Annotated in this window: 18 protein-coding genes and 2 pseudogenes; 10 read left to right on the forward strand and 10 right to left on the reverse strand. The window is 68.5% G+C overall.

Translation table 11 applies throughout. The annotated features are described in order from the left end of the window. The first annotated feature begins 119 nt into the window (after positions 1-119). From OG948_RS58390 to OG948_RS58420, 7 genes are all read left to right on the forward strand, one after another. A complete protein-coding gene (locus tag OG948_RS58390; RefSeq protein ID WP_331773187.1) occupies positions 120-1,394 on the forward strand; it encodes a cytochrome P450 in 1,275 nt (424 codons plus the stop codon). Positions 1,395-1,417: 23 nt separating this feature from the next. Further along, positions 1,418-1,609, forward strand: coding sequence for a ferredoxin (locus OG948_RS58395; RefSeq protein WP_406300842.1), 192 nt, complete (start codon positions 1,418-1,420; stop codon positions 1,607-1,609). After that, positions 1,606-2,883: an FAD-dependent oxidoreductase gene (locus OG948_RS58400; RefSeq protein WP_331773189.1), complete on the forward strand. Its 1,278-nt coding sequence runs from the start codon at positions 1,606-1,608 to the stop codon at positions 2,881-2,883. The genes OG948_RS58395 and OG948_RS58400 overlap by 4 nt, the downstream gene beginning before the upstream one ends. Positions 2,884-2,912: 29 nt before the next feature. Next, on the forward strand, positions 2,913-4,052 hold the full coding sequence (locus OG948_RS58405) for an NAD(P)-dependent alcohol dehydrogenase (RefSeq protein WP_331773190.1): 1,140 nt from the start codon (positions 2,913-2,915) through the stop codon (positions 4,050-4,052). After that, on the forward strand, positions 4,049-5,488 hold the full coding sequence (locus OG948_RS58410) for an aldehyde dehydrogenase family protein (protein WP_331773191.1): 1,440 nt from the start codon (positions 4,049-4,051) through the stop codon (positions 5,486-5,488). The genes OG948_RS58405 and OG948_RS58410 overlap by 4 nt, the downstream gene beginning before the upstream one ends. Positions 5,489-5,494: 6 nt before the next feature. Further along, the gene (locus OG948_RS58415) at positions 5,495-5,983 is read left to right on the forward strand and encodes an HtaA domain-containing protein (RefSeq protein WP_331773192.1); all 489 of its coding nucleotides are present in this window, start codon (positions 5,495-5,497) and stop codon (positions 5,981-5,983) included. 427 nt (positions 5,984-6,410) lie between these two features. Continuing rightward, the gene (locus tag OG948_RS58420; protein ID WP_406300940.1) at positions 6,411-7,478 is read left to right on the forward strand and encodes a LysR family transcriptional regulator; all 1,068 of its coding nucleotides are present in this window, start codon (positions 6,411-6,413) and stop codon (positions 7,476-7,478) included. Between the two features lie 439 nt (positions 7,479-7,917). Here the strand turns inward: OG948_RS58420 and OG948_RS58425 are convergent. Continuing rightward, positions 7,918-8,046: pseudogene (locus tag OG948_RS58425) on the reverse strand (recombinase family protein); the annotation flags it as partial. Between the two features lie 88 nt (positions 8,047-8,134). Continuing rightward, on the reverse strand, positions 8,135-8,329 hold the full coding sequence (locus OG948_RS58430; protein ID WP_331773677.1) for a hypothetical protein: 195 nt from the start codon (positions 8,327-8,329) through the stop codon (positions 8,135-8,137). Positions 8,330-8,379: 50 nt separating this feature from the next. Here OG948_RS58430 and OG948_RS58435 point away from each other — a divergent pair, with 50 nt between their 5' ends. The 3 genes from OG948_RS58435 (at position 8,380) to OG948_RS58445 (ending at position 10,689) form a co-directional block, all read left to right on the forward strand. Continuing rightward, positions 8,380-8,892 (forward strand): transposase family protein, encoded by a 513-nt coding sequence (locus OG948_RS58435; RefSeq protein ID WP_331773194.1) that lies wholly within the window; start codon positions 8,380-8,382, stop codon positions 8,890-8,892. Then, the gene (locus OG948_RS58440; RefSeq protein WP_331773645.1) at positions 8,892-9,008 is read left to right on the forward strand and encodes a hypothetical protein; all 117 of its coding nucleotides are present in this window, start codon (positions 8,892-8,894) and stop codon (positions 9,006-9,008) included. The genes OG948_RS58435 and OG948_RS58440 overlap by 1 nt, the downstream gene beginning before the upstream one ends. A gap of 241 nt (positions 9,009-9,249) precedes the next feature. Further along, the gene (locus tag OG948_RS58445; RefSeq protein WP_331773195.1) at positions 9,250-10,689 is read left to right on the forward strand and encodes an ISL3 family transposase; all 1,440 of its coding nucleotides are present in this window, start codon (positions 9,250-9,252) and stop codon (positions 10,687-10,689) included. Here the strand turns inward: OG948_RS58445 and OG948_RS58450 are convergent. From OG948_RS58450 to OG948_RS58485, 8 genes and pseudogenes are all read right to left on the reverse strand, one after another. Further along, positions 10,622-11,272 (reverse strand): annotated as a pseudogene (locus tag OG948_RS58450) (DUF6193 family natural product biosynthesis protein); the annotation flags it as partial. The gene OG948_RS58445 and the pseudogene OG948_RS58450 overlap by 68 nt on opposite strands. 22 nt (positions 11,273-11,294) lie before the next feature. Beyond that, complete coding sequence (locus tag OG948_RS58455) at positions 11,295-12,653, reverse strand: tyrosine-type recombinase/integrase (RefSeq protein ID WP_331773646.1); 1,359 nt, start codon at positions 12,651-12,653, stop codon at positions 11,295-11,297. Positions 12,654-12,873: 220 nt separating this feature from the next. After that, complete coding sequence (locus OG948_RS58460) at positions 12,874-13,890, reverse strand: IS3 family transposase (RefSeq protein WP_331769179.1); 1,017 nt, start codon at positions 13,888-13,890, stop codon at positions 12,874-12,876. Further along, positions 13,887-14,333, reverse strand: a complete 447-nt coding sequence (locus OG948_RS58465; protein ID WP_331769178.1) for a transposase — start codon at positions 14,331-14,333, stop codon at positions 13,887-13,889. The genes OG948_RS58460 and OG948_RS58465 overlap by 4 nt, the downstream gene beginning before the upstream one ends. 237 nt (positions 14,334-14,570) lie before the next feature. Beyond that, positions 14,571-15,587 carry an IS3 family transposase gene (locus tag OG948_RS58470; RefSeq protein WP_331773647.1) on the reverse strand — a complete coding sequence of 339 codons (1,017 nt, stop codon included), beginning with the start codon at positions 15,585-15,587 and terminating at the stop codon, positions 14,571-14,573. Beyond that, positions 15,584-15,979 carry a hypothetical protein gene (locus tag OG948_RS58475; protein ID WP_331773196.1) on the reverse strand — a complete coding sequence of 132 codons (396 nt, stop codon included), beginning with the start codon at positions 15,977-15,979 and terminating at the stop codon, positions 15,584-15,586. The genes OG948_RS58470 and OG948_RS58475 overlap by 4 nt, the downstream gene beginning before the upstream one ends. Positions 15,980-16,005: 26 nt before the next feature. After that, positions 16,006-16,641, reverse strand: coding sequence for a hypothetical protein (locus tag OG948_RS58480; protein ID WP_406300843.1), 636 nt, complete (start codon positions 16,639-16,641; stop codon positions 16,006-16,008). 114 nt (positions 16,642-16,755) lie between these two features. Next, positions 16,756-17,808, reverse strand: a complete 1,053-nt coding sequence (locus OG948_RS58485; RefSeq protein WP_406300942.1) for a tyrosine-type recombinase/integrase — start codon at positions 17,806-17,808, stop codon at positions 16,756-16,758. Positions 17,809-18,379: the final 571 nt, after the last annotated feature.

The following is an 18,379-nucleotide window of genomic DNA, read 5'->3' on the forward strand; positions in this document are numbered from 1 at the left end:
CGCACACTCGTCCACAATTAGAACACAGTTCTACATAATCGCCGGCCGACGACTCGCCCCGACAGCGCGCAAGCGCACTCGGCGGAGCCGGCTTCCCCCCACCGTCGAGGGAGCATCCAATGATCCGCCGACTCTTCGCGACCGACCACCCGGTGACATCCGGGCAGGACATCTCGAGCATGGCGTTCTGGCGCCGGTCGTTCGTCGAGCGTGACCAGACCTTCGCCTGGCTGCGCGAGCACTGCCCCGTCAGCTGGCAGCAGCCGCTCGAGGACGCCGACGTCCCGCCGGACGTACACGGCGAGGCCGGCTTCTGGGCGGTGACCCGCGCCGAGGACATCTCCTACATCAGCCAGAACAACAGGCTGTTCTCCACCTCGCAGGGCAGCATCATGGTTCGGCCCCGACACCCCGACACCATCATGACGCCGAACTTCCTCGAGATGGATCCCCCACAGCACACGCGGTACCGCCAAATCATGAGCGCGGCGTTCACGCCCAAGGCGGTGGCCCGTCTGAACGCGCAGATCGAGACGCGCGCACACGACATCGTCAACGACGTCGTGGGGGCGGGCGACATCGACTTCGTCTCCTCGGTCTCGGCGAAGCTCCCGATGCTGACCATCGCGGACATGGTCGGCGTACCGGAGAGCCTCGTGACGACGTTCGCCCAGGCGGGCGACAACTTCGTCGGCGGTCACGACGAGTCGATGCTTCCGCCCGGGATGACCCAGGTCGACTTCATGGTCCGTCAACTCACCGTGCTGCGGGACATCGGCGTCGACCTCGTCCACTACCGGCGCGAGCACCCGTCAGACGACATCGCGACCGCGCTCGGCAGTGCTCGGATGGACGGCAAACCCCTGTCCGACGACGAGATCGCGTCGACGATGTTGCTGCTCAGCGTCGCGGGCAACGACACCACCAAGCAGACGACCAGCTGGACCGTGCTCAACCTCGACCGCAATCCCGACGAACGGACGTGGCTTCTCGAGGACTTCACCGGCCGGATCGCCGGGTCCATAGAGGAGTTCGTCCGGCACGCGACCCCGGTCATGTGCTTCGGCCGCGTCGCCTTGGAGGACGTCGAACTCCGCGGCGTCCGGATCCAGGCCGGTGACAAGGTCGGGATCTTCTACTGCTCCGGCAACCGTGACGAGCACGTATTCGAGGATCCGCACCGCTTCAGCCTCGGCCGTCCCCGCACCCCGCACGTCGGCTTCGGCGGCGGCGGGATCCACTACTGCCTGGGCAACGGCATCGCCCGAGCCCAACTGCGCGCGCTGTTCGCCGAGATCCTCACACAGCTGCCTCGCCTCGAGGTCGGGGAGCCGGAAATGCTCAACAGCGAGTTCATCAACGGGATCCGGCGCCTTCCGGTGCGGACCAACTGACGGCGAGAGAGCGGACAGAGCACATGAGGATCGTGGTGGACAGAGAGCGCTGCTCCGGTATCGGCATCTGCGAGTCGTTGGACCCCGAGCACTTCGAGATCGATGACAACGGCGCGCTCGTACTCGTGTCCGAGATGGCCGACGACGGCGACGACACCGTCATGAAGGCCGTCCGAGCGTGTCCCGCTGTGGCGTTGTCCGTGGTGTCGGAATGACGACGAACAGCGGACACCCGAAGGCGGACGACTCGCCTCTCGGCTGCCCCGAGGCCCGCCGGCTCGTGGTGGTCGGCGCGTCGCTCGCCGGGCTCCGGGCAGTCGAGGCAGCCAGGCGATCCGGGTACCAGGGGCGCATCACCCTGATCGGTGACGAGATGCACCTACCGTACGATCGCCCGCCGCTGTCGAAGTCCTTCCTCGCCGGTGGCGACCCGACTCCGCTCGCCACCGAGCAGAGACTGCTCCACGACCTGCGCGTCGACCTCCGGCTGGGGAAGCGGGCGATCGGGTTGCGTCCGGGCGAGGGCGTCGTCGTCGGCGGCGAGGTCGTCCCGTACGACCGGCTCCTGATCGCGACCGGTTCCGCCCCGCGCGACGTCGGCGAGTGGGCTGCGCATCCTGCGGTCCACAGTCTGCGCACGCTCGACGACGCACACGAGGTGCGGACCGTGCTCGATCGAGTCGGACGGGGCGGGCGCGTGGTCGTGGTCGGTGGAGGGTTCATCGGCTCCGAGGTCGCGTCCGTCGCACTCGATGCCGGAGCCTCAGTCACCGTGCTCGAGGGTGCGAGCGTCCCGCTGGTACGCGCGGTGGGTGACGTCGTAGGGGCGGCGCTCGCCGGGCTGCACGGTCGCCACGGTGTGGAGTTGCGGTGCGGGGTTCGCGTGATAGGAGTCCGTTCGGACGATCGCGCGACCCAGGTGCTCCTGGCCGACGGTGACTTCGTCCCCGCGGACCTCGTCGTCGTCGGCGTGGGCGCCGTCCCGGCCACCCAGTGGCTGGTCGGCTCCGGCGTCGATCTCGATCCCATCGACTCCGCGGTGGTCTGCGACGAGTACCTGCGCACGTCGCTTCCCGGGGTCTACGCCGCCGGCGACGTGGCCGGCTGGCCGAACCCGGTCTTCGGCGCGCGCATGCGGCTCGAGAACTGGACGAACGCCGCCGAGCAGGGCGCGCGTGCCGTGCTGAACGCCCTGCGGCCGGCGAGCCGGCAGGCGTACAGCACGGTCCCCTACTTCTGGAGCGACTGGTACGGGCACCGCATCCAGTTCGTCGGGACGGCCGACGCCGACAGCGTCGCCTTCGTCTCCGGAGGGCCGGACGAGGACCGGTTCGTCGCACTGTTCGAGCGTGCCGGCCACCTCGTGGGCGCCGCGACGCTCAACGAGCCCGGCAAGATCATGAAGCTTCGGCGGATGGTTGCGGCCGAGGACGGCTGGGACGCCGCCGTCTCGCTCTGCGCCCGCTCCAGCCGCGAACCGGTGACCTGACCCCCCTGTTGACGAGAAACGGAACAGTGATGACGACCTTCCAGGCCGCAGTCCTGCGATCATCGGACAAGCCCTACGAGCTGACGGGCGTGACGCTCGACGAGTTGCAGCCGCACGAGGTGCTGGTGCGGGTCGTCGGCTCCGGACTGTGCCACACCGACCTGCAAGCGCGCATCCCCGGCCAGCAGATGGTCCGCCTCCCGGTGATCCTGGGACACGAGGGGAGCGGCGTCGTCGAGCGGATCGGCGCGGGCGTGCGCGCGATCAAGCCCGGCGACCACGTCGTCATGAGCTTCGCCTCCTGCGGAGCCTGCTCGGCGTGCCACTCGGGGTCGCCCGCGTACTGCGCCCGGTTCGAGATCGCCAACCTGACCGGTGCGGACTCCGACGGACGGATCTCCGCTCGCGACCAGGCCGGGACACCGATCGCGAATCGATGGTTCGCGCAGTCCTCGTTCGCGCAGTACGCCGTCGCGACTGAGGCGAGTACCGTCGTGATCGACCGTGACGTGCCGTTGGAGATCATGGGCCCGCTCGGCTGCAGCCTGCAGACGGGGGCAGGCGCGGTCCTCAACGAGATGCGCCTCGCCCCCGGCCAATCCATCGTGGTGTTCGGCGTGGGCGCGGTCGGACTCGGGGCCATCATGGCCGCGAAGGCCGCCGGCGCCGGCCGGATCATCGCCGTCGACCTCAAGCCCGGCAGGCTGCAGACGGCGCTGGAGTCGGGCGCCACGCACGCGGTCGACGCGAGCACTGACGACCTGGTCGCCGCGGTGCAGGATCACGGCGGGAGCGTCGACTTCAGCTTCGACACGACGTCGATCACCGAGGTGATCTCGGCCGCGATCCGCGTTCTGGCCCGTCCCGGCTCAGCAGTCCTCGTCGGCGGCGGGAGCGGCGAGGTGCGCGTCACGGCATACGAACTGGCCGGGAAGCACGTCACCTTCGTCTACGAGGGCAGCGCCGTTCCGCAGGTCTTCGTGCCTCGCCTCATCGACCTCTGGCGGCGGGGACTGTTCCCCTTCGACCGTCTCATCCGCACATACCCACTCAGTGACATCGACGCCGCCGAGGCCGACGCGATTTCCGGCGCCGTGATCAAGCCGGTCCTCATTCCCGCCGGCCTCGACACGGGGCGCCCGGCCCCACCAGAGAAGGAGCGAACATGACCTCCAGCGACGACCTGGCACCGGCTTTCCCCACGGTCGACGGAGCCGACTTCGCGACCGCCGACAGCTTCGACGTCGTGAATCCGGCGACCGGCGAGATCCTCGGCGCCGCTCCGGCCATCCGGGCCGAGGACCTGGACCACGTCTTCGGCTCGGCGGCGGACGCGTTCCGGACCTGGTCGCGGAACGACGACGCTCGCCGCCGGCACCTGCGCGCCGCAGCCGATGCGCTGGACGCCGACCAGGATCGGCTCAGCCGTCTGCTCACCCTCGAGCAGGGCAAGCCGCTGCACGACTCGGTGATCGAGTTGCAGGCGTCGTCCGCGTGGTTGCGCTACTACGCGGACCTCGGGTGGCCGGACGAGGTGCTGCGTGACGACAGCGAGGGCTACGAGGCGGTGCGCCGACGGCCGATCGGAGTGGTCGCGGCGATCACGCCGTGGAACTTCCCGATCCTGCTCGCCGTCTGGAAGATCGCCCCCGCGCTGCGGGCAGGGAACACGGTGGTGGTTAAGCCGTCGCCGTACACACCGCTCACGACCTTGGCCGTCGGTGCCGTGCTCCGGAAAGCTCTCCCGCCGGGCGTGCTCAATGTCGTCAGCGGCCCGGACCCGCTGGGTGCGGCGATGGTGGCGCACCCTGTTCCCCGCAAGATCAGCTTCACCGGCTCAACGGCGACCGGCATGCGGGTGGCCGCCGCCGCCGGTGAGGACCTCAAGCGGACGACGCTCGAACTCGGGGGCAACGACCCGGCCATCGTGCTGGCCGATGCCGACGTCGACGCCATCGCCCGCGACCTGTTCTGGGGCGCGTTCGGGAACAACGGACAGATCTGCCTCGCGGTGAAACGGGTCTACGCGCACGAGAACATCCATGACCGACTGGTCGAGGCTCTCGCGAGCATCGCGCGAGACACCAAGGTCGACGACGGCCTGGTGCCGGGAGCCGAACTCGGACCGATCAACAACGCCCCACAGTTCGATCGAGTGTCGGACTTGGTCGCCGACGCGCTGGGGAGGGGCGCGCGGGCAGCCTGTGGAGGCGCGGCCCTCGATCGGCCGGGCTACTTCTATGCCCCGACGATTCTCGACAACCTCGACGACGGCGTGCGGGTCGTCGACGAGGAGCAGTTCGGGCCGGTGCTGCCGATCGTCGCCTTCCGCGACGAGCGGGACGCGGTTGAGCGCGCCAACCGCTCGAACTACGGCCTGACCGCGTCCGTCTGGTCCGGGGACCCCGACCACGCCTATGCGATCGCCGAGCGCGTCGACGGCGGGCAGGTCTCGGTCAACACGCACGGGGGCGGCGTGCGGATGCACCTGCCCTTCGGCGGACACAAGTGGAGCGGCATCGGGGTCGAGAACGGGCCCTGGGGGCTGTTGGGTTTCACCGAGTTGCAGGTCGTGACCGGGCCGGCGCGCGGCAATCCGAGGTGATTCTTGGTGTCCGCGGAGGAATCAGCGGGACCATTGCTGAACTGGGGAGTGAAACGCAGCTTCCTCGACTACATCCTGGCTGTCGGCGGCTCCTGTGACACCGACGGCGCGCTATTCCGGGCGGGTCGGATTCTCTTTCCGCCCGCTCAGAATCGGAAATGTCCGCGCGGCCGAACCGACGTGGTCCGCCACGTGGGGTCCGTGCGCATGCGCGCCCACGGCGGATTGATTGACCTGACGCTGGCCGACCCTGCCGTCGCCGCGACCGCGGATGGCGTCACGCTGTCCGTGGTCGCTCGAGGCCCCGGGATGCAAGGAGCCGAGCAGCGCGTCGTCGTCGCGCTGCTCGGCTGCTCTCCGGGCGGGCTCCTCGACGCGATGCGCTCCGGCCGAAGCCTGTCGTCGACGCTGTTGTCGTCCGGGTCGTGGATTTTCGACCACCGTTATCCGGTGGGAATCGAACTCGCGCCCGTGCGTTGGTCCGCGACGGCCTGACGCGTTGTCTCCGGACCGTTTCGCACACCTTTTCCTTGTAGGGCAGCAGCAGTGTTCGGGAGTTTGCGTGTGCGCCTCTTGACAGGGGACGGTTGCGGTGTATCTTCACTAAGTAGAACTTGGTTCTTGTTAGTGGGGCAGGGGCAATGCCCGTCCTGCGCAGACCCGACGAGGACATTCGGCGTCGCGGCAGCATGTGCTTCCTACGGCAGCAAGTCGGGCTCGAATTCCCGAGTGCGAGCGATCCGGGCTCGGCCGTTGCCGACGGCCCGGCGGGGAGCTCGTGGATGACCGCCTCCAACAGGCCGCCGGTGGTGATCGGCGTCTCGGTGAGCAGTCCGGGTCTCGAGGACGAGCTGCCGTGGTTGCAGGCGGGGCGAAGTGAACTCGCGGGCGGAGAGGAGCAGTCGTGCAGGTGGATTGGTTGGTGAGCTTCACGGCGGTCGTCGACCACGGCGGGTTTGCCGCCGCCGCGAACGGAACGTTCCGGGCCCAGTCGCGAGTGTCCGCGCACATCAGCGCGCTCGAGCGCGAGCTCAGGGTGCAACTGTTCGATCGGCGGTCGCGTCCTGTCGCGCTGACCCCGGCCGGCGAGGCCTATCTGACCCACGCGCGGGCGATGCTGGGCCAGCTCGAGCTCGGACGCAATGCCGTAGCGGAGGTCAACCAGCTCGCGCGCGGACACGTGGCCGTGGCGGCCGACCCGTGCGCTGCCGCGACCTTCCTCCCGCAGGTCATCCAGGAGTTCGGACGCCGCTACCCGGGCATCCACATCGATCTGATCGAGGAACTGGCCCAGGTCGACGACGCCCTGCTCACCGGTCGGGTGCAGGTGGGCCTGAGACCGCTGTACCCGTTGTCCGGCGACCGCCGTCTGCACCGTGTGGCGCTGTGGCGCGAGCCGATGCGTGTGGTTGTCCATCCGCAGCACCCGCTCGCCCTGCGGGGTTCGGCGGTCGACGCCGCGGACCTGGCGAAGTACGACCTCGTGGTCCCGGGCTCAGGCGCGGGTCAGACGGAGGCCGAGCAACTGCTCGCGCAGCGCGGGATCACCGCACGGATCACCTATCTGACGAACGTTCCGCAGACGCTGATCGCGCTCGTGCGCAGCGACCTCGGAGTCGGGCTCACCAACGAGCTCGCCGTGGCGAACGGCACCACCGAAGGGGTTCGCGTCCTGCCGCTCGGGGACGCCACGATGGTCCGGGAAGTGTCGGTGGTCTGCGAGGCTGGCCAGGTCGCCCTGATCACCCCGAACCCGTTCTGGAAGGCTTTGATGCGTTGTCGACTGCCGCGCGGAACCGTCGATGTGCGGAGGCCGATGTCGTCCACGGAGGGCGATGGTACGGCGGCCACGCCAACGCCCACTCCCCGGCTCGTCGACGGCGGGGGAGAGCGCCACCGGGCGGCGCACCGGACCGGGACTGCCCAAGAGTTCCGTCCCGTTCGCCTGCCGGCGTGCGATGCACCGAGCGCTGTACTCGCCTCCGGCTGAGCTGCCGTTCGCCGTCGATCGGCCGCTGACTCGGTTGAGACCGAAGACGATTTCGTCGTCCGGCCGGAGACGCGGCCCGAACCGTGCGAGGTTCTGGATGGCTCTCGTACGCGTGTCTCGGCCCGCCCGAGCCGCCGGTCCTGCCATGTGCAGCGCTTGGTGCAGCTGACGCGAGTCCTCGGCGGCCTTGGCCGAGCCGGCACCGATGTGCGGGAGGACCGTGAATGCGGCATCGCAGATCAGGGCAGACGCGACCCGGGACCATCCGCGGCGGCGTGCTCGACTACCGCCTGGACAAAGATGGCGCAGGACCGTGCCCACGACTTCCGAGATCGTCGGGGCCAACTCCTTCCTGCCACGCGGGCCAGACGGCGCCGGGGACTCGGACGGTGTAGCCCTGGCCGCGCCGTACGGTCATGCGCTGGTCGAGTGCGGCGCGCTCGACGGCCCGCAGCCCGTCGTACGTCGGCTCCTGCCGGAGGTCGCGCCGCAGGTCGCCAGCTGCGGCAAGGGTTTGAGCCATGAACTTCACGGTGGACAGCGGTTCTCCGGAGCGCGGGTGACGGGCGTGTCGGCAACGGTTGAATTGAGGTTCTGGATCACTTTCCGTGCTGATATGACTAGCCGTCACCGACCGAGCCAGGAGCGGGTTCCGGCTACGAAGCGAGGAGCACGCGCTTGCGCAGGAGGTCCAGGCCGGCCCGGCCGAACATCTGCCGCTTCAGCATCTTGATCCGGTTCACCTGACCCTCCACCGCACCCGAGCTGAACGGCAGACTCAACCCCGCCTCCACCGCCCGAAGATCAGAAACGATCCCGTTCACGAACGACACCAACGGCTTGTGATCCATTTCGACGTTCTCCGAATCGGCCGGTACCGCGTTCGTGATGATCCATGGCCGTGAACGACGTGGATGCCAAGGAAGTCCTGTTCCCGAGCCTGGGCGACCTGGAGATAGCGAACATCGAGATCGGCGGCGACAGCGTGACCGTCGCGGCCTGCGCGTGTGCGCCCGAGGCGCCTTGCCCGGCCTGCGGCGCCAGGTCACGTCGGGTACACAGCCGGTACCAGCGCCGGTTGGCGGACTCGGCAGTCGGTGGTCGCCGGGTGATCGTGAAGCTGGAGGTCCGGCGCTTCCGTTGCCCCACCACGTCGTGTGCCCGGGCGACATTCGTCGAGCAGGTCGCCGGACTCACCTTCCGCCACGGGCGACGGAGCCAGCGGCTGCACACGGTCCTGCAGGCGGTGGCACTGATGTTGGCCGGCCGAGCCGGCGCCCGACTGTCCGACGTGCTCAACTCGACGATCAGCCGCTCGACGCTGCTGCGGATGATCCGCAGGCGACGACACCACGGGTACTGGGAGTTGACGACTTCGCCCTGCGCAAGGGCCACGTCTACGGCACCGTACTGATCAATGTCGAGACCCGTCGTCCCGTCGACCTTCTGCCCGACCGGGAGGCCACCACCCTCGCCCGCTGGCTGACCGAGCACTCGGCGATTTTCGTGAAGCGGATCATGATGTGGTAGTCGTGCTGGGTGCTCGGGGGTCAAGTCGCTGAACTGCTGGAAGTCCTGTTTCCGCATCTGTCGCGGGTGGTGGTCGAGGCGGTCGCCGCTGTCGGGAGGTCGGTGCGGATCAAGGCGCGTTGTACCGGTCCGGAGGCCGAGTGCCCGGGGTGTGGGTCACCGTCGCGGCGGGTCCACAGCCGGTACGCGCGGATGCTCGCGGACACCGCTGTGGCAGGCCGCCCGGCCGGGATTGAACTGCATGTCCGTCGGTTCTTCTGCGACGAGGTCGCTTGCGGGAAGCGGACGTTCGCCGAACAGGTGGACGGGCTCACCGGTCCGGTACGGCCGGCGCACCCCGACCGAACAGCGGCTGCTGGAGCGCGTCGCGCTGGCACTGGGCGGCCGGGCCGGCGAGCGGCTGACCGCGCACATGGCCGTCCCGACCAGCGGGTCGACACTGCTGCGGGCCATCCACCGACTCGACGTTCCCGCGCCGCCGAAGGTGGAGGTGCTGGGCGTGGACGAGTTCTCACTGCGGCGCGGCCGGGTTTTCGGCACGATCCTGGTCGACATGGAATCGCACCGGCCCGTCGACGTGTTGCCGGACCACACCGCGGACACCTTCGCCGCCTGGTTACGCGAGCACCCCGAGGTCCGCATGGTCTGCCGCGACCGCGGCGGCGCGTTCGCCGAGGCCGTCGAACGCGCTCTTCCGGGTGTTCCGCAGGTCGCTGACCGCTGGCATCTGCTCGACAACCTCGCCACCGCGGTGGAGAAGGCCGTCCGGAAGCACCGCGCCTGCCTGAACCCGCTCCCGCCGGAACACGGCGTCCCCGAGAGCGCCCCCGACCCCGGTCGCGAAGAGAGCCCGGCGCAGCAGCAGATACTCGCCCGCTGGACGGAGATCCGCGCTCGGTATGACCTGGGCCTGACGATCGCAGCGATCAGCGAGCAGATCGGGCTGGACCGCAAGACCGTGCGCCGCTACGCGCACGCCGCCACCCGGGACGAGCTGATCACCGTGCGACCGCGCCGCGGCAGCGCCCTCGCACCCCACATGCCCTACCTCGCCGCGCGGTGGGCCGAAGGCTGCAACAACGCCCGGACGCTCCGCGACGAGATCGCCGCCCGCGGCTACACCGGGAGCCGCAAGACCGTCCGCCGCTTCCTCAACAGCCTTGCAGACAAAGACGGTTCACCCATGAAGCCACTTCCTCCGCCGCCCGTCCGCGATGTGGCCCGGTGGATCATCGGCCGAGCCGAGCGGCAGAGCGAAGCCGCCCGGCTGCAACTGAAGGAACTGTGCGGGCGGTGCGTGCATCTCGCCGAGATCAACCGGCTCGCCCGCGGCTTCGCGACGCTCCTGCGACGACGCCACGGCCACCGGCCTCCCGAATGGCTCGCCCAGGCGGACGTCTCCGAGATCAAGGAACTGCGCACGTTCGCCCAGGGCCTGCGCAAAGACCTCGACGCCGTCACCGCCGGCCTGACACTGCCCTGGAGCTCGGGCGCGGTGGAAGGGCACGTGAACCGGACGATTATGTGGAATCTGATTTGTCAAGGTCTTCGGCGGTGCCGACGACTGCCGGGCCGCACTCCGGAGGTAGGTGGGCGACGACCAAGGCGACCGCGTCCTGCGGGTTGTCGGCCTCTCCGATATCCGCCGGTCCGTGAGGCGAACGTGTCCCCCACCAGGTGACGCGGTATTTCCCGTTCACGGGAGTAACCACTGGAACGTCGTGGGTGTAGGGGAAGTCGGTGCAGCGGCTGAAGTTCAACGCCATGTGGCTGTGGAAGGGGAACAACGCCCGCAGCGGTGGCTGGTTGAAGGCGGCCTCGATGAGGAAGTGGTCGACGTGTGTCGCCGGGGTCTGGCGATACCTTGCCCACGCGGTCTCCACTTCGGTGCCGCGCTCGGGTGCCTCCGTGAGCGGTCCAGAGTGGACGAACGGGCAGGCGGACAAAAGGGCTTCCGGGTTGGCCCCGGACTGCCAGACCGCGGTTGCTGTGGCGGCTTCGTTCAGACTGCTGGTCGTGCCCGTGGCGATCGTGACGCCGTGTTCCCAAAACCGCATGAGGAAGCTGCGGTAATGGAGGCCCAGGAGAGTGCTCGTCGTCCGGTTGTCACTGTCCGCCCGGGCGCCGATTCGCTTCCACCCGTGGAGTCGTTCAGGGAGCACGTCGAACTGATATCCGGCCCGGCGGACAGCCTTCTGCATGACGGTCTGGAGCGTGCCGTCCTGGCCGAGTTCAGGATAGAGACCGGCCAGGTGCGCGGCCATTTGAGACGTCACAGCTCGCCCTTCAGTTGGTGCCGCCGGTTGTGAACGGCTCTTTGTGACTCCCCGTCGGCTTCGTGATGTTCCGCAGCTCGACGAGGGGAAGCAAGGTGGCCGTCGCAGGTATTCCGAGCTGGCGGGGTGTCGGGCCAGCCGGGGTGGGGACATCGGTGAGTCGTTCCAGGAGTTGATCAAGAGCGGCCTGGCCATCATCGACGGCGATGCGTTCGTCATCGGTGAGGGGGATGTTGGCCAGCATCTTCTGCAGATTCTCCTTCGCTTCGAGCAGCTGGCCTTTGCTGGAGGCCTTGGGAGTGTAGAAGTCGCAGCGTGCGCACGCCATGCGGTGCTGGCACTGCTCGAAGAAGGTATAGGTGCACCAGCCGTGCCCAAGGTCGAAATATTGCCAGGGCTCGCCGTTGGCCGCGGCGCCGGAGGCGACTGCGTCCCGGTCGATCAGGACCTCGATGGTGCGGACGTTCCGCTCGAAGTAGCCCGCCTCGGAATACGCCTTGGACAGGGTGTTCGGGGTGAGCTTCGCGTAGTACTGGGTGGATTGCGGCGAACGGTGTCCAAGCCAGGCTTGCAGCTCGAACAGCGTCATCGGTTCCTTGGCGTTGTAGAGCTGGCTGGCGATGGTGGACCGCGCCCGGTGGCTGGTGATGTTCCCGCGGACGTCGGCAGCAGGGACGCCGGCCTTGCGGCAGAGCATCGGGATGATCGTGTTGTTGATGTAGTGGGTGGAGACGCGGCGGGCCCGGATGGCGAACAACAGGTCAACGCGCTCTCCGGTGCGGCGGTCGGTGAACGTCGGCTGATCCGGGCGGACAGCCTGCCAAGCATCGACGGCCTGGCCGAGGATCGGGTCGACCGGCTTGCTGAAGGCGGTGCCGGTCTTGTGGGGCGGGACGTCGAGGAGGCAGACGGTGTCGCGGGCCAGGACCTGCTGTGAGTCACCGGTGATGGGGGCGCCGTCGTGCTGCCAACGGATGCAGCCCACCCTCAATCGGGCGATCTCGTTGCTGCGTTGACCGGAGAACAACCAGGTCAGTGTGACCGCGCGGACCAGTTCCAAGGGATAGAACTGCCCGGCCTGGGACTGTGGGAGGTCCGCGGCCTCCAGGTTCAGGCCCGCCCACAGAAGCTTCGCCCAGACCTCGTCGGCGATCACCTGCGGGTCGGGGCCGAGGAGGGCGGTGATGCTGCGCGGGATTGCCAGCGTGCGTAGTGGGTCAAAGCTGCGGGGCAGCCACTCCCATTCCTGGCAGTCCCGGAAGAACGTCCGCAGCGCGGTGATCTGCCCAGCCTTGGTCGACGCTTCGAGTGGCTTGCCGAGACGGTCCCCCAGGCCGGCCGTTCGCTGAACGTAGTCACCGACCTTCATCCGGTCCACTGCGGCGATCCAGGTCGCGCAGGTCTGCCGCGTCCAGTCTGTCGGGTCAGCAACGTCCGGCTGTTCCGCGACTATCCACCGGCCCACCCTGAGGAGGGCGGAGCGCATGGCGCCGCGGACGCGGCGTGAGCGTAGAGGTGGCATACCAGCGATCGACCCACTGTTCCCACGTCTTCGCGCCGCCGGTGCCTGTCAATTCCGGTGAGACACGTCAGGCTGCGGGTTCTTCCTGATGCTCCTCCTTGGCGGGTTGGTTGATCCAGGCCGCCTTCGGGAGGCGGGGTGGCGTCGGTCTTCGGCGGAACCGGTGCGGGTTGGTGGCGTAGGCGTCGGCCAGGACGTCGGCCCGCCGTGCTCGGATCGTCACCGCGGTGCCGTCGTGGACGGATGCGGGGGTGTGCAGTCCGATGCCGGAGTGCCGGTGGACGTTGTTGTAGTAGGTGAAGAACCGCTGGCAGAAGGCGCGGGCGTCGGCCGGTGAGCCGAACCGGTCGGGGAAGACCGGGCAGTACTTCAAGGTCTTGAAGTTTGCTTCCGAGTACGGATTGTCGTTGGACACGCGTGGCCGCGAGTGCGAGCGGACGATGTTCAGGTCGGCGAGCAGCTGGGCGACCGGTTTGGAGGTCATCGAGGTGCCCCGGTCGGCGTGGATTACGTCCGGGACGACGCCGCCGTTGGCGCGGAAGGCGTCTTCGATGAACTCCTTCGCCAGTGCGGCCGATTCGCGCGGCACGACGAGCCAGTGGACCGCCTTGCGGGAGTAGATGTCGAGCATCACGAACAGGTCGTAGTACATCCCGCGGTCCGGGCCCTTGAGCTTGGTGGCGTCCCAGGTCCACACCTGGCTGGGGCCGTTGGCCACCAGCTCGGGCCTGGCCCGGGGCGGGTGGGTGGCCTGCGCGCGGCGCTCGCGGACTTCCCCGTGCTCGCGCAGCAGCCGGTACATCGTGGAGATCGAGCACAGGTAGGTGCCCTCGTCCAGCAAGGTGGCCCAGATCTGCGCCGGCGACTTGTCCACGAACCGCTGCGAGCGCAGCACGCCGAGGACCCGTGCCTGTTCCAGCTCGGACAGGGCCGCGGGGTGAGCTGCCGGCGCCCGGCGCGGCCCGGCCACGCGGGGCTTGGGATGGCGCTGCCGGTAGACGGTGGCCCGCGAGCGGCCGGTCAGCTCGCAGGCCGGCTTGATCCCGACGACCGGCTCCAGGGCGGCGAACGCCTCAGTGATCACTTCGTCCGCTTGGGCTCGGAGTCCTCGCTCCCGGAGAGCAGTTCCAAGAGCTCGTGTGCTTTTCCCAGGATGGCCAGCGCCCTCTGGGACTTGGCCAGCTCGGCGGCCAGCTTCTCGTTCTCCGCCCGCAGCCGCTCGGCCTCCTTCTCGGCTGCGCTCTTGCCCGTCGGTCCGGACGGCTTCGCGGCCAGCGCATCCAGCGCGCCGGCGTCCCGGGCGGTCCGCCAGTCGATGATGTGCGAGTGATACAGCCCCTCCCGGCGCAGCAGCGCGCCCTTCGCGCCGGGCTCGGTCAGCCGCTCGTACTCCTCCACGATCCGAAGCTTGTACTCCGGGGTGAAGGACCGCCGCTTCGGCCCGCCCGCGCGGGGACCGCGCTTCTTCTTGCCCACGGCCTCATCATCGGCCACACCGGCCTCAAGGTCGACACTACTCAGCGTCACGCTCGAAAGATCCTGTTCTCGCCCTACTAACAACAGAAGAGTCGATTGTCCTCATGTCTCACGAGAGTCTGACAGGGAGGGCGCCGGTCGCCCGTGCCGAGTGGCGGCCGGTGATGGGCTGGGGAGGATCACAGAATCCGAGTTCGGCAACCGCCCGCTGCGTGGCGTGCAGGGTGTAGTGCTGTGAGCCGGCCAGCATCTTCGGAAGATTTCAAGTCCAATGAGACGTCCGTGAAGCTATGAACTGTGCGGTTCGGGTTCCCTTCGTTTGGCGGGGTCGTTGATCCATGCCGTGGTGGGGATCGCGGGTGGTGTGGGGCGTCGTCCGAAGCGTTCGGGGTGGGCGGAGTATGCCCGGGCGAGGGTGATCGCGCGTTGGTCGCGGACCTGGCCGGCGGTGCCGAAGTGCACCGAGGCGGGCGTGTGGTAGCCGATTCCGGAGTGGCGATGCTCGTGGTTGTAGTAGGACACGAACCCCTCGAACCACTCGCGGGCGTGCGCGAGCGAGTCGAAGGAGCCCGGGAAGTCGCCCGTGTACTTGATGGTCTTGAAGTTCGCCTCGCTGTAGGGGTTGTCGTTGGAGACCCTCGGCCGGGAATGGCTCCGGACGACCCCGAGGTCGAGCAGGAGTTGGGAGACCTTCCTCGAGGTCGTCGACGTGCCGCGGTCGGCGTGGACGGTCTCGGGGACCAGGCCGTTGCGCTCGATGGCGTCCGCGACGAATTCCCTTGCGCGTTCGGCCGATTCGGCCCGCTCCACGGTGTGGCCGACCACGTATCGGCTGAAGATGTCGATGATCACGTAGGCGTGGAACCACACGCCCTTAGCCGGACCCCTCACTTTGGTGATGTCCCAGGTGAACACCTGCGAGGGGGCGTCGGCGACGAGTTCGGGCACGGTTTTGGCGGGGTGGGTGGCCTGGCGGCGGCGTTCACCGGCCTGGCCGGCCGCGCGCAGGATGCGATACATCGTGGAGATCGAGCAGTGATGGCGGCCGGCGTCCAACTCGCGGGCCCAGATCTGCGCGGGCGGCAGTTCCGCGTACTCGCCGGTGTTCATCAACTCCAGGATCGCGGCGCGTTCGTCCGTGTCGAGCGCCGAGGCGGGCGACGAGCGGGGCTTTCGAGGCATCGCGGCGGCCGGGTGGAGGTGGCGGTGGTGGGTTGCGCGGGAGCGGCCGATCAGTCGGCAGGCGGTCACGATCCCGATGTGCGGGGCCAACTCGTTGACGATCAGGGTCAGTTGGTGGTTCAGGGCGTGTTTCGGTCCTCGCTCTCGGAGAGCATCTCCAAGAGCTTGACCCCTTTTCCCAGGATCTCCAGCGCGGCGTCGCGCTTGGCCACCTCCTTCTCCAGGCGCTCGACCTTGCGCCGGAGCTTCTCGTTCTCGGCTTCGGCCGCGGGCTTCTTCGGTCGGGCGGGGCTCGTGCGTCGGTCGGTGAGCTTCGCCAGGGCGCCGGCGTCGCGCGCGGCCCGCCATTCCTGGATGTGGGAGTGATACAGCCGCTCGCGTCGCAGGATCGCGCCGCGTCCGGCGGCATCCGGGGCGCCGTCGTACTCGGTGACGATCCGGAGCTTGTACTCCGGGGAGAAGGTGCGGCGCTTGGGCTTGGAAGCCGGGTCGCCGCCGGGATTCGGGCTGGTCATGAAGGTGGTGCTCCTGTCGTGCCCTCTCAGGCTAACCCGGATCTATCGGGCGTCTCGCCACACACTGACAGAGAGGGCTTCTCGCGGCGGACCCGGTCGAACAGCGAGGTGTCAAGATCCTCCAGATGCGGGCTGCGGTTGAGGAGAAGCAACTGGCAGACCACCATCGGCAGCAGCGTGTCGTCGTCCCGCCCGAGTTGGTAGCCCCAGGAGGCGAGGACCGCGCGGATGCGGGCGATCTCGCTGTTCACCCGGTCGCGTCCGAAGATCCGCCAGGACAGGGTGAGCCGCTGGAAGCCGCCGAGGCGGTGGAATTCGTTGAAAGAGCCCAGCAGGTAGGCGTGCGCGGCGAGATAGGGGCGGACCTCATCGGTGACCCAGCCCGGGCCGTGCTGGTGGAACTCGGTCTGGTTGCGGCCGAGCAGATGGATCCACTCCTGCGGAGTCCATCCCCAAAAGGTCCGGCCGGTCTCCGCGCAACGTGTCAGCAGCACGGCGATCACGTCGAGCATGGCGCGTCGACGGTGCGGGGTGGACGGCGAGTCCAGGGCGGCGTTGACCGCCTCCAGCGGGCCCAGCAGACGGCGGATCACCCGCCACCCGGCAGCGGACGGATCGTGGTCCTTGAGCCGGCGCAGATTCCGCACCCCGAGTTCGTTCACTGCCAGGGCCTCGGCGGGCCAGACCTTCGAGAGCGGTGTCGTAGTGGTCCGGGAGGATCGGCCAGGACCAGCGTTCGGGCCCGTTCTCCGCGGGCAGGGCCAGCCGAGATGTACTCACCGTGCCACCTCCGGCGACGTGCCGTTCGGGGAGATGAGCGCCTGTATTCGCCACGCGTGGATGTGCTCCATGCCGCGGGCGAGCTTGTCGGCCAGGTCCCGGCCGGACAGATGGATGTACTGAAGCGTGGAGTCGGTGTGGCGGTGCCCGGCGAAGGTCGCGATCGCGTGCAACTCCCAGCCCATGCGGGCCAGATCGGTCAGACACAGGTGTCGGGTGGTGTGCGTGGAGAACTGCGGGACGCCGGCCGTCACGGCGATCCGGCGTACCACCTTCGACCACGTCCACAGGCTCAGCGGCCGGCCGTAGTTGCGCCGCGATTCGGAGAGGAACAGCGGGCCTCTCGCCCGGCTGACCGTGGCCCTGTGGGCGAGGTAGGCCGACATCAGCACGCCGGTCGACGCCGAGTACGGCACCACTCGTTCCAGCCGGTTCTTCGTCGTTTCCGCGCGCACCCGCAACGTACGGTGAGCCGGGTCCAGGTCATCGGTCCGCAGCGAGCACAGCTCTTCGCGACGCAGCGCGGAATCGTAGGCCAGGGCGAGCATCACCCGGTTGCGGATCGGCTCCTCCCGCGCGACCTCCAAGATCGTCAACCACTGCTGTTCGCTCGGGATCCACGGGAGCTTCGTCAGCCGCGGCACCAGGCCACGCTGGTGCCCGCCCCAGCGGCGGCCCGGCGTATAGCGGCCCCGGCCCACGGGATTGGACTCCCGCAGTCCCTCTTCCATCAGGAAGTCGTAGAACAACCGCACCGGTACCAGCCGCTGCTGGATTGTGGCGTTCGCCAGACCCGCCCCCGAATCAATCGAGACCACGTTCACGCCACGATGACTGCGTCGCTCAGTCAACTCCCTTACGTAGAGGGCAATATGAGCCCGACTGGCAGCGAGTGGGTCGACACCCTCTCGCTCGCACACCACCAGGTACTCGGCCAGCCCGCGGGCGTAGGCATCGATCGTCCGAGGCGCACGGCCAAGATCGCACCACACCTGCAGCCAGCCCGCTGCCCTCTCGTGGCGCCCCAGCACCGGCCACTTCTCCGTCACTCCCGCAGCGGCGCTCAAGCCGTCTCCCAAGTTCGTGGCTACACCAGGGAGACATGATCACCCCGGCAGATTCCACGTAACTTTTAAGATGCTCAAACGCCAGACCTACGGCCGCGCGAGCTTCGCGCTCCTGCGACGACGAATACTCCTCGCGGATTGACCGGCTTCACGGAAATAGCCGAAGACCCAGAGATCAGAGGCCATTGACATACGTGGGGGAGGCGGCCCTGGCGCAGGACGTCGAGCACCTCGAGGATATGTCGCGTGTTTTGTACGAGGCGGAACATCTCGGAGATGTGCACGGTGTCGCCGTGCCGTGCGTAAGCGGGCAGTTCGCCGAACTGCGGCCGTTGGAACGGGTGGAGGCGCCTGGAGGTGCCGGTCTCCTCCTCGAACGTCACCGTGTCCTCGATCCCGGCCTCGGTGAGGACGAGGGTTTTGCCGGGCGGGCACGAAGACGTCCCCCGAGCGCAGGCCGTCGCGCAGCGCGCACAGCTCCCACAGTGCCGGTAGCAGGTCGCGTCTCCCGTGGCGGCGGCCCGGTCGAGGTAGCCCTGCTGGCGCCGATGGC

The sequence above is a fragment of the Embleya sp. NBC_00888 genome (genome assembly GCF_045207655.1).
Taxonomy (GTDB): Bacteria; Actinomycetota; Actinomycetes; order Streptomycetales; family Streptomycetaceae; genus Embleya.